The 10,205-nt window shown below is 71.4% G+C and carries 10 protein-coding genes; 7 read left to right on the plus strand and 3 right to left on the minus strand.

The genetic code is table 11. The features are described from left to right. Nucleotides 1-124 precede the first annotated feature (124 nt). Nucleotides 125-676: a TetR/AcrR family transcriptional regulator gene (locus GTW43_RS02245; RefSeq protein WP_161299848.1), complete on the minus strand. Its 552-nt coding sequence runs from the start codon at nt 674-676 to the stop codon at nt 125-127. 141 nt (nt 677-817) lie between these two features. Here GTW43_RS02245 and GTW43_RS02250 point away from each other — a divergent pair, with 141 nt between their 5' ends. After that, nucleotides 818-1,867, plus strand: a complete 1,050-nt coding sequence (locus GTW43_RS02250) for an aldo/keto reductase (protein WP_161299849.1) — start codon at nt 818-820, stop codon at nt 1,865-1,867. Between the two features lie 67 nt (nt 1,868-1,934). Beyond that, nucleotides 1,935-2,444 (plus strand): PH domain-containing protein, encoded by a 510-nt coding sequence (locus tag GTW43_RS02255; protein ID WP_161299850.1) that lies wholly within the window; start codon nt 1,935-1,937, stop codon nt 2,442-2,444. Nucleotides 2,445-2,511: 67 nt separating this feature from the next. On the opposite strand, the gene GTW43_RS02260 is transcribed toward GTW43_RS02255, so the two are convergent. Then, entirely contained in the window at nt 2,512-3,096 is a 585-nt protein-coding gene (locus tag GTW43_RS02260; RefSeq protein WP_161299851.1) for a TetR family transcriptional regulator, read from the minus strand. Between the two features lie 120 nt (nt 3,097-3,216). Here GTW43_RS02260 and GTW43_RS02265 point away from each other — a divergent pair, with 120 nt between their 5' ends. Next, nucleotides 3,217-4,260, plus strand: coding sequence for an NAD(P)-dependent alcohol dehydrogenase (locus GTW43_RS02265; RefSeq protein ID WP_161299852.1), 1,044 nt, complete (start codon nt 3,217-3,219; stop codon nt 4,258-4,260). Nucleotides 4,261-4,292: 32 nt separating this feature from the next. Here the strand turns inward: GTW43_RS02265 and GTW43_RS02270 are convergent, their stop codons facing one another. Further along, the gene (locus GTW43_RS02270; protein WP_161299853.1) at nt 4,293-5,321 is read right to left on the minus strand and encodes a LacI family DNA-binding transcriptional regulator; all 1,029 of its coding nucleotides are present in this window, start codon (nt 5,319-5,321) and stop codon (nt 4,293-4,295) included. A 139-nt stretch (nt 5,322-5,460) separates the two neighbouring features. Here GTW43_RS02270 and GTW43_RS02275 point away from each other — a divergent pair, with 139 nt between their 5' ends. The 4 genes from GTW43_RS02275 to GTW43_RS02290 form a co-directional block, all read left to right on the plus strand. Further along, complete coding sequence (locus GTW43_RS02275) at nt 5,461-6,765, plus strand: extracellular solute-binding protein (RefSeq protein ID WP_161299854.1); 1,305 nt, start codon at nt 5,461-5,463, stop codon at nt 6,763-6,765. Beyond that, nucleotides 6,762-7,682: a sugar ABC transporter permease gene (locus tag GTW43_RS02280; protein ID WP_161299855.1), complete on the plus strand. Its 921-nt coding sequence runs from the start codon at nt 6,762-6,764 to the stop codon at nt 7,680-7,682. The genes GTW43_RS02275 and GTW43_RS02280 overlap by 4 nt, the downstream gene beginning before the upstream one ends. Further along, nucleotides 7,679-8,527 carry a carbohydrate ABC transporter permease gene (locus GTW43_RS02285; RefSeq protein WP_161299856.1) on the plus strand — a complete coding sequence of 283 codons (849 nt, stop codon included), beginning with the start codon at nt 7,679-7,681 and terminating at the stop codon, nt 8,525-8,527. The genes GTW43_RS02280 and GTW43_RS02285 overlap by 4 nt, the downstream gene beginning before the upstream one ends. An 8-nt stretch (nt 8,528-8,535) precedes the next feature. Then, nucleotides 8,536-10,205 (plus strand): glycoside hydrolase family 3 protein (locus GTW43_RS02290; protein WP_161299857.1); only part of this gene is annotated, 1,670 nt, incomplete at its 3' end.

Here is a 10,205-nt window from a genome sequence, read left to right on the forward strand (position 1 = left end):
CTCGGCGTCGTAGCGGTCGGCGGTCGCGCGGGTCCACAGTTCACTGCTCGTCACGGGCACCCACTGTGCCGCGCACGGCGGGAGGTTGTCGACGCAATTCCCGGCCGCCGTGTCCCGCCCGCCGTCAGGGGCGGAAGCCCTGGATCGCGAGGTCCATCAAGCGGCGGGCCTGCGCGGCGCCTTCCGGCGTCGCCGGGGTGCGCCACAGGCAGCTCAGGAGCATGACCACGTCCACGGGGTCGATGCCGGCCCGGATCTCGCCGGCGCTCTCGCACGCGTCGAGCAGCAGGCCGACGGCGCCGCCCACGGGCGGCCAGGAGGCGCTGACCACTTCCTGCGCCGCCGCGGAGTTGAGCGCGTCGCCCAGCCCGTGCTTGATGCGCACGTAGCCGGTGAGGTCCGTGAACCACCGGCGCAGCGCGTCCAGCGGTTCGTGGGCGGCCAGCAGCCCCGGCACGGACTCGACGAGGCGTCCGATGTCGTGGCGGTACACGTCGAGGATCAGCGCCTCGCGGGTCGGGAAGTGCCGGTAGAGCGTGCCCGGGCCGACACCGGCGCGCTTGGCGATGGAGTTCAGCGAGGCGTTCGGGGACTCCGCCAGCACCTCGTGGGCGACCTGGAGGATCAGCTCCCGGTTCTTCAGCGCGTCGGCACGCTGGGGCGCGGCCTCGGGCATGGGGTCCTCCTCGCCGCGGACATCCGTCCGCCTTGCCGCGGACATCCGTCCGTTTGCTATCCGGAGAACTCTCCGTTAGCTTCTGAAGTGTCATTCGGAGAGTTCTCCGCTTGTTGCGTCCTCCATTGTAGGAGCCTTCCCATGCGCTACATCAAGCTCGGCCGTACCGGCCTCGACGTGTCCCCCGTCGCCATCGGCGCCATGACCTACGGACAGCCCGACCGGGGCCACCCCGTCTGGTCCCTCGACGAGGAGTCCAGCCGTCCGCTGATCAAGCACGCCCTCGAGGCCGGCATCAACTTCTTCGACACGGCCAACATGTACTCCTACGGATCCAGCGAGGAGATCCTCGGCCGGGCCCTGAAGGACTTCGCCGACCGCGACGACGTCGTCATCACCACCAAGGTGCGGCACGACATGCGCCCCGGCCGCCCCAACGGCGGGGGTCTGTCCCGCAAGGCGATCATGTCCGAGATCGACGCCAGCCTGCGCCGCCTCGGCACGGACCACGTCGACGTCTACATGATCCACCGCTTCGACAACGAGACGCCGCTGGAGGAGACCCTGGAGGCCCTCCACGACGTGGTGAAGGCGGGCAAGGCCCGCTACCTGGGCGCCTCCTCGATGCACGCCTGGCAGTTCGCCAAGGCGCTCCACCTCCAGGAGCGCCACGGCTGGGCCCGCTTCGTCACCATGCAGGACCACTACAACCTCCTCGCGCGCGAAGAGGAGCGCGAGATGCTGCCCCTGTGCGCCGACGAGGGCGTCGCGACCATGGTCTGGAGCCCGCTGGCCCGCGGCCGCCTCGCGCGCCCCTTCGACCAGGCGAACGCCGGTGAGCGCGCCGCCACCGACGGCGGCTTCGCCGACCTGCTCTACCGGGCGAATGCCGACAGTGACCGGCAGATCATCGACGAGGTCGGCGCCGTCGCCGACGCGCACGGCGTCCCCCGCGCCCAGGTCGCGCTCGCCTGGCTGCGCCGCAACCCGGTCGTGGCGGCCCCGCTCGTCGGCGCGCGCACGATCGGACAGATCGACGACGCCGTCGCCTCGCTGGATCTCACGCTCAGCGACGAGGAGGCCCGGCGCCTGGAGGCCCCGTACACGCCCCGGCACGACATCCAGGGCGTCTCGGACGCCCGCGAACTGGAGCGCATCAAGGCGTCCATCCCGGGTTACGCCAACATCTGACGCACCCTTGTCCCCCACCGGGGCGTCCCGCACAATGGCCGCCTCGCGGGGGAAGGTCGGGGGGATCATGGTCACGGGAGCCGAGCGCGCTCTGGGCACGTTCATCAGCGCACATCCGACGGACAACGGGCGGCGCGGACGCGTGGCCGTCACCGTGCTCCTGATCGGCCTCGCGCTGACCGCCGCCGCGGTCCCGGTGACGGTCACGGTGTTCTCCGACGGCGAGGACGCGGCGACCCTGGCCGGACTGCTGTGGGGCGGCGCCCTCATCGGCCTCTACGGCGGGATGTCGAACGGCCTGCGCACCCTTCAGCGTCACGGGGAGACCTTCGTCCTGCGCGAGGACGGTCTGGCGTACCGGCGGACCGGGGAGACCCGGGTACTCCCCTGGAGCGAGATCCGCAGCGTGGCCGAACGCGGTCAGGACAACGCCCTCGGGCGCCTCATGGGCTGGGACACCCGCACCGTCATCCGCCCGCGCACCGGGCGGCGCCTGCTGCTGACCGGCTACACGGAGGACGCCGCCGCGCTCTCGGCCCGGATCCGCGCCGCGGCAGCCGCCGGCGGAGCCTCGTAACAGGTCCGCGGGCCCTGCGGCCGAGGGAGCGGGTGCGGGGCGGCAGACCGCTCGGGGCGCTCGCCCGTCACGCGGCGACGGCGCGCCGGACGCTGTCCCGGAGCAGCGTGCGGCGCTGTTCGTGCACCTGGTCCGGCTCCTCGGCGGTGGCCGCGTAGACGTTGCTCACCGGCGACCAGGCCATGGACATCGCGATCACCAGGGCCATGATGTCGAACGGGTCGCCCTGCCGGATCCGCCCGGCAGCCTGGGCAGCGGCGATCGCGCCGAGCTTGTGGTCGTCGTAGCGCTCGTGGTCACCGACGAGATGCCCCGTCGGGCGCCTCTCCAGACGGGCCCACGTCGCGAGCCGGATGAGGTCGGGGCGGGCCAGGTACTCGTCGTAGAGCCGGACCGCCCACGCGGCCAGATCGTCGGCGTCGATCGGCACGACGTCGGTGATGCGCTCCAACGACGCGAAGAAGATCGCGTCGAAGAGCTGCTCCTTGTTCCCGAAGTACCCGTACAGCTGGGCCTTGTTGGTCCGTGCGGCGGCGATGATCCGCTCGATGCGGGCCCCGGCGATGCCGTACGCGGCGAACTCCTGGGTGGCGGCATCGACGATGCGCCGGTACGTCGCCGCACCCCGCGCGCTGGTCGGCAGGTCAGACATGGCGCTCACGGTAACAGACAGACAGGTTTGTCTGCCGGACGGAACCGTGCCTACACTCAAACAGACCGAACAGTCTGTCTTGAGCGGGCGGAGATCCGCCCGAGGACGAGGAGAGATGACATGCGCGTCACCACCGGATGGCAGGCCGACCCCACGACCGGCACGCTGCGGCGCACCGGGCTCCGGCGCCGCGCGCTGCGCCCCGACGACATCGCCGTGCGCGTCGACTACTGCGGCGTGTGCCACAGCGACCTGCACGCCGTCCGTGCGCACACGGGCGAGGCCGGCGACGCCCTCGTACCGGGCCACGAGTTCACCGGCACCGTCACCGAAGTGGGCGGCGCCGTGGCAGGGTTCGCCCCGGGCGACGCCGTGGCCGTGGGCAACATCGTGGACGCGTGCGGCACCTGCCCGATGTGCACCGCGGGCCAGGAGAACTTCTGCCGCGCCTTCCCGACCCTGACCTACGGCGGAAAGGACCGGCAGGACGGGACCACGACCCTGGGCGCCTACGCGCGCGAGTACGTCGTCCGCGAGACGTTCGCCTACGCCCTGCCCGCGGCCCTCGACCCGGCGGCGGCGGCTCCGCTGCTCTGCGCGGGCGTGACCGTCTGGGAGCCCCTGCGCGCGCTGGGCGTGGGCCCGGGCAGCACGGTCGCCGTGGCCGGACTCGGCGGGCTCGGCCACCTCGCCGTCAAGCTGTCCGCGGCGCTCGGCGCCCGTACCTCCGTGATCAGCCGTACCCCGGACAAGGCCGCCGAGGCGCGCGCCCTCGGGGCCGAGGGCTTCGTCGTGTCCACGGACCCGGACGCGGTGGAGGGTGTGCGGGACCGGTTCGACGTCGTGCTCGACACCGTCTCCGCGCCGCACGATCCGGCGCCGTACCTGCGCACGGTCGCCCTGGACGGGACGCTCGTCCTCCTCGGCCATCTCGGGCAGGTCGACGTGCAGGCTATGGACCTCCTGATCGGCCGCAAGAAGCTGAGCTCGGCGGGCAGCGGCGGCCGCGCCTCCACGGCGGAACTGCTCCGCTTCTGCGCCGAGCACGCCCTCACGGCCGACATCGAGGTGCTGCCGTCCTCACAGGTGAACACGGCCCTGGAGCGCCTGGCGCGCAACGACGTCCGCCACCGGTTCGTGCTCGACCTGTCCGACCTGGACTGAACCGCGATCCGCCCCGACAGTTTTTCGAGCCCTCAGCCACCCGGCACGGCGGTGCTCTCCCGCACGACCAGGCTCGTCGCGAGTTCGAGCCGGGTCGTCACCGGCTCCTGGAGCCGCAGCCTGACCAGCATCTGCACGGCCTCCTCGGCCATCTGCCGCAGCGGCTGGTGCACCGTGGTGAGCGCCGGGCTCACCCACTGCGCGAGCGGCACGTCGTCGTACCCGACGACGGAGAGATCGGCCGGGACGCGCAGGTCCCGCAGGCGCGCCGCCTCGACGACGCCGAGCGCCTGGAGGTCGCTGCCCGCGAAGATCGCGGTCGGCGGATCGCGCAGATCGAGCAGTTCCAGGGCCCGCTCGCGGCCCCCTTCGACATGGAAGTCGCCGTACCGCACGAGGTCCGGGTCGACGGGCACACCGGCCATGCTGAGCGCGGAGCGGTAGCCGTCGAGCCGGGCCAGCGAGCAGAGCATGTCGTCGGGGCCGGTGATGATCCCGATGCGGCGGTGCCCGAGCTGGACGAGATGGCGGGTGGCGACCAGGCCGCCGTTCCAGTTCGCGGAGCCGACCGACGGCACGTCCGGCTCGGGGTCGCCGGCCGGGTCGATGATGACGAACGGGATGGAGCGCGAGCGCAGCCGCTGCTTGACCTCGGCCGGGAGCGCCGAGAAGACCAGGACCACGCCCCGCGGGCGGCGCTGCAGGACGCCCTCGATCCACTCGGGGCCCGGCGCCTGGCGGGTGCCGCTCTCGGTGAGGACGACGCTGGCGCCGCCCGCCTTGGCCGCCTTCTCGACCCCGCGGATCAGTTCGAGCGCCCAGACGCTCTCCAGCTCGTGGAAGACCAGCTCGATGAGGGGGGCCTCGCGGGAGGCGCTCGTGGTGCGCCGGTACGCGTGCTCGTCGAGGAGCCGCTCGACCCTCACCCGCGTGGGCGCCGCGACGTCCTGCCGGCCGTTGAGGACTTTCGAAACTGTCGAAACAGAGACGCCCGCCTCGTGAGCCACCTGGGCCAGGGTGATCCGGCCCAACTTCTCGTCATCTCGCATGGTGAGGAGCATAAGGCACGACCAACTCGGCCCCGGCCGTAACGCTTTGATAACTGACAGACCCGGTATTGACCGCCCCTGCCCCTCCACCTAGCGTCCCGACCTGTGAACTTTCGGCGCTGGGGCCGAAAGAGTTTCGAAAGGCGGGACCATGACTCTGCGCGGACGGTTGCCGAGAACTGCTGTCACCGGCGGTGTCGCGATGACCCTGCTGCTCGCCCTGGCCGGCTGCGGCGGCTCGGGCTCGGCGGGCTCGGACGACGGCAAGATCCACGTACTGGTGTACGGCGACGCGGCCAACAAGGTGGAGAAGCAGCTCATCGCCACCTTCAACAAGAAGTCGAAGGTGAAGGCGGTCCTCGACACCATCCCCGGCGCCGACTACCAGGCCAAGCTGCAGACCGTCATCAGCAGCAAGCAGGCTCCGGACGTCTTCTACAACTGGGGCGGCGGCAGCATCAAGCAGTTCGTCGACGCCGGTCTGCTGCTGCCGCTGGACGACTTCATCGCCAAGGACCCGGGCCTCAAGTCGAAGTTCCTGCCGTCGGTGTTCAACAGCGCGGTCGTCGACGGCAAGCCGTACGGCATCCCCATGCGCGGCACGCAGCCGGTCCTGCTCTTCCACAACAAGAAGGTCCTCGCCGAGGCGGGCGTGAAGCCGCCCGAGACCTGGGACGACCTGCTGAACGCGGTCAGGAAGCTGAAGGCCGACGGCGTCACGCCCATCGCCCTGGGCGGCGGCGACCGCTGGCCCACCCTCATGTGGTTCGAGTACCTCTACGACCGGATCGCCGGCCCCGACCTGTTCACGAAGGCCGTCGGCGGCGACAAGTCCGCCTGGGAGAGCGCCGACAGCAAGAAGGCGCTGGGCATGATCCAGGACCTGGTGAAGGCGGGGGCCTTCGGCACGAACTTCGACTCCGTGAAGTTCACCGACCAGGGCTCCCCCACCCTGCTCGCCACGGACAAGGCCGGCTTCGAGCTCATGGGGTCCTGGGAGTACTCGACGCAGCAGGAGGCCCACCCGGGCTTCGCGGAGAAGAACCTCGGCTACAGCGCCTTCCCGACCGTCTCCGGCGGCAAGGGCGACCCCGCCGACCTCGTCGGCAACACCAACAACTTCTACTCCGTCCTGAAGAAGACGAAGTACCCCGACGCCGTCGCCGAGTTCCTCGAGCTGCAGTACTCGGACCAGTTCGTGAAGGCCCACCTGGGCATCGGCAACCTGCCGACCACCACCAACACCGCCGACCACCTGGACGAGGCGGCGAGCCCCGACTACGCCCGGTTCCAGTACGACCTCGTCAAGAAGGCGCCCGCCTTCCAGCTCTCCTGGGACCAGGCCTACCCGCAGTCCGCGGCCACCGCCATGTACCAGGCGATCCAGGAATTCTTCAACGGCCGGCTCGACCAGGACGGCTTCGTCGCGGCGATGCAGGCGCTGCCCACCTCATGACCCGACCGCACACCCCCGCCTCCCCGTCCGGCACCCGCGGCGGTACCGGGGTCGGCCGCCCCGGCGTCGTCTGGGCGACGCCCGCCGCGGTCTTCTTCGGCCTCTTCGCGATCGTCCCGCTCGTCCTCGTCGCCGTGCTCTCGTTCGCCAGCTGGAACGGTCTGACCGACCCGCAGTTCGTCGGCCTCGACAACTGGCGCAGGCTCTTCGACGACCCGGTGCTGCTCCAGAGCCTGTGGCTGAGCCTCCTGCTCACCGTGCTCGGCGTCGCGGTCCAGACACCGCTCAGCCTGCTGCTCGGCGTCTGGGCCGCGGGACACCAGCGCAACCGGGCCGTCCTCTCCGCCGTCTACTTCGTGCCGCTGCTGCTGTCGGCCGCCGCCGTCTCCATCCTGTGGCGCGCGGTCCTCGACCCGAACTTCGGCGTACCGGCCGAGGCGACCTGGCTGTTCGGCGACGGCAACCTGTTCGGCCACCAGACCTCCGCCATCGCCGTCCTCGTCTTCGTCAGCACCTGGCAGTACACGCCGCTGCACACGCTCATCTACCAGGGCGCCGCACGCGCGGTGCCTGCCGTCCTCTACCAGGCGGCGCAGATCGACGGCGCCGGCACGGTCCGGCAGTTCTTCCACATCACCCTGCCGCAGCTGCGCAACAGCATCATCACCTCGACGATCCTCATGGTCGCCGGCGGCCTCACCACCTTCGACACCGTCCTGATCCTCACCCAGGGCGGCCCCGGCACCGACACCACCATCAGTGCGTACTACATGTACCAGAAGGCCTTCAAGAGCTTCGACTACGGCTCCGCCTCCGCGATCGGACTGCTGCTCGTCATCGTGGCCACCGTCATCTCGCTGGTCATGGTGCGGCTGTCCGGCTACGACAAGATGCGCAGTCAGATGGAGGGCCTGTGACACTCCTCAAGGCACCGGCCGGCCGTCGCCGCGAACGCCCCAACATCCTCGCCGGGTTCGGCTCCCTGATCTGGCTCTTCCTGGTCGGACTCCCGCTCTACGTGATGCTGGTGGCCACCTTCCAGTCACGCGCCGACTACGGCGCGAGCGGCCCCCTCGGTCTGCCGGACCACCTCACGCTCGACAACTACGCCGACAACTTCAACAGCGGCTTCGGGCAGTACTTCCTCAACACCATGGTCGTCACGCTCTGCGTCGTCGGCATCATCCTGCTGCTCGTGCCCCCGCTCGCCTACACCATCGTGCGCGGCACCGGGCGGCTGACCGGCGGGGTGTTCCGTCTGTTCCTGCTCGGCCTCGCGATCCCCGCGCAGGCCGTCATCGTGCCCATGTTCTACGTGATCAGCGAGGCCGGCCTCTACGACAACCTCATCGGGGTCATCCTGCCGACGGCCGCCTTCGCGATGCCCGTCTGCACGCTCATCCTCACCGGCGCGATGCGCGACATCACCCCGGAGCTGTACGAGGCGATGACGATGGACGGCGCCTCCCCCACCCGGATGTTCTTCCGTCTCGTCCTGCCCCTGTCCCGCAGCGGCCTGTCGACCATCACCGTCTACGCGGCGCTGCAGGCCTGGAACGGCTTCCTGTTCCCCCTGGTCCTCACCCAGTCCGCGGACTCCAAGGTCATCACCATGGGGCTCTACGACTTCCAGACCGAACACGGCGTCGACATCCCCGGCCTGCTCTCCGCGGTCGTGCTGTCCATGCTCCCCATCCTGATCGTCTACCTGTTCGCCCGTCGTGCCCTGGTCCAGGGGCTGATGGGAGTCGGAGGAAAGTGACCGAGCACATGCCCCGAACCGCCGCACGGCCCGACCCGTCGTCCCCCGCCCCGCTGTGGCGCGACCCCGGCGCCGCCCCCGCGGACCGCGCCGACGCCCTGCTCGCCGTGATGTCCCTCGACGAGAAGATCGCCCAGCTCTTCGGCGTCTGGGTGGGCGCCTCGGCGGAGGGCGGCGGCGTCGCCCCGCACCAGCACGAGATGGAGGAGGCCGTCGACCTCGACGCGCTGCTCCCCCTCGGCCTCGGCCAGCTCACCCGCCCCTTCGGCACCGCGCCCGTCGACCCGGCGCTCGGCGCCCTCTCGCTGGCCCGCGCGCAGCGCCGGATCGCCGACGCGAACCGCTTCGGCATCCCGGCCCTCGCCCACGAGGAGTGTCTCGCCGGCTTCGCCGCCTGGGGCGCGACCGCCTACCCGGTGCCGCTGGCCTGGGGAGCCTCCTTCGACCCCCGACTGGTCCGGGAGATGGCCGCGGCGATCGGCCGCGACCTGCGCGCGGTGGGCGTCCACCAGGGTCTCGCGCCCGTCCTCGACGTCGTGCGCGACGCCCGCTGGGGCCGCGTCGAGGAGACCATCGGCGAGGACCCGTACCTGGTGGGCACCGTCGCCACCGCGTACATCCAAGGTCTCGAGTCCGCCGGGGTCGTCGCCACGCTCAAGCACTTCGCGGGCTACGCGGCCTCCCGGGCCGGACGGAACCTGGCGCCCGTCTCCATGGGGCCGCGCGAGTTCGCCGACGTCGTCCTGCCGCCCTTCGAGATGGCCGTGCGCGAGAGCGGCGCCCGGTCCGTCATGCACGCGTACACCGACACCGACGGCATCCCGTCCGCCGCCGACGAGCGCCTGCTGACCGAACTGCTCCGCGACACCTGGGGATTCGAGGGGACTGTCGTCGCCGACTACTTCGGCATCGCGTTCCTGCACACGCTGCACGCGGTGGCCGGTTCGCTCGGCGAGGCCGCCGCGGCGGCGCTGGCCGCGGGCGTGGACGTGGAGCTGCCGACCGTCAAGGCGTTCGGCGAGCCGCTGCGCAAGGCGATCGCCGACGGGCACGTGTCCGAGCACCTCGTGGACCGCGCCGCACGCCGTGTCCTCACGCAGAAGGCCGAACTGGGCCTCCTGGACGCGCAGTGGGACCCGACCCCGCCGGCCCTCGAGGACGCCGGCACGGACGACGTGCGGGGCACGGTCGACCTCGACACCGTCGGCAACCGCGCTCTGGCCCGCCGGGTCGCCGAGGAGTCCGTCGTCCTCCTCGCGAACGACGGCACGCTCCCGCTCGCCCCGGCCGCACCCGCCCGCATCGCGCTGATCGGACCGCTGGCCGACACACCCACCGCCGTCCTGGGCTGCTATTCGTTCCCCGTCCACGTCGGCAGCCGCACGCCCGGCACACCGCTGGGCATCGAACTGCCCACGGTGCGTGAGGCGTTGACCGCCGAGTTCCCGGACAGCGAGATCGTGGTGGCGCACGGACTCGACGCCGTGGACGCGCCCGCGGGCGACGCGTTCACCCCGGCCGTGGACCTGGCCCGCGACGCCGACCTCGTCGTCGCGGTCCTCGGGGACCGCGCCGGTCTCTTCGGGCGCGGCACCAGCGGCGAGGGCTGCGACGCCGCCTCGCTCGCGCTGCCCGGCGCGCAGCAGAAGCTCCTCGACGCCCTCCTGGACACCGGGAC

Source organism: Streptomyces sp. SID5785 (assembly GCF_009870065.1).
In the GTDB taxonomy this organism is placed as follows: domain Bacteria; phylum Actinomycetota; class Actinomycetes; order Streptomycetales; family Streptomycetaceae; genus Streptomyces.

Coding starts and splice junctions, on each gene's coding strand:
- GTW43_RS02270 (WP_161299853.1), bottom strand. CDS start 5,321: ATGCTCCTCACCATGCGAGATGACGAGAAGTTGGGCCGGATCACCCTG.
- GTW43_RS02255 (WP_161299850.1), top strand. CDS start 1,935: ATGGTCACGGGAGCCGAGCGCGCTCTGGGCACGTTCATCAGCGCACAT.
- GTW43_RS02275 (WP_161299854.1), top strand. CDS start 5,461: ATGACTCTGCGCGGACGGTTGCCGAGAACTGCTGTCACCGGCGGTGTC.
- GTW43_RS02250 (WP_161299849.1), top strand. CDS start 818: ATGCGCTACATCAAGCTCGGCCGTACCGGCCTCGACGTGTCCCCCGTC.
- GTW43_RS02245 (WP_161299848.1), bottom strand. CDS start 676: ATGCCCGAGGCCGCGCCCCAGCGTGCCGACGCGCTGAAGAACCGGGAG.
- GTW43_RS02260 (WP_161299851.1), bottom strand. CDS start 3,096: ATGTCTGACCTGCCGACCAGCGCGCGGGGTGCGGCGACGTACCGGCGC.
- GTW43_RS02280 (WP_161299855.1), top strand. CDS start 6,762: ATGACCCGACCGCACACCCCCGCCTCCCCGTCCGGCACCCGCGGCGGT.
- GTW43_RS02265 (WP_161299852.1), top strand. CDS start 3,217: ATGCGCGTCACCACCGGATGGCAGGCCGACCCCACGACCGGCACGCTG.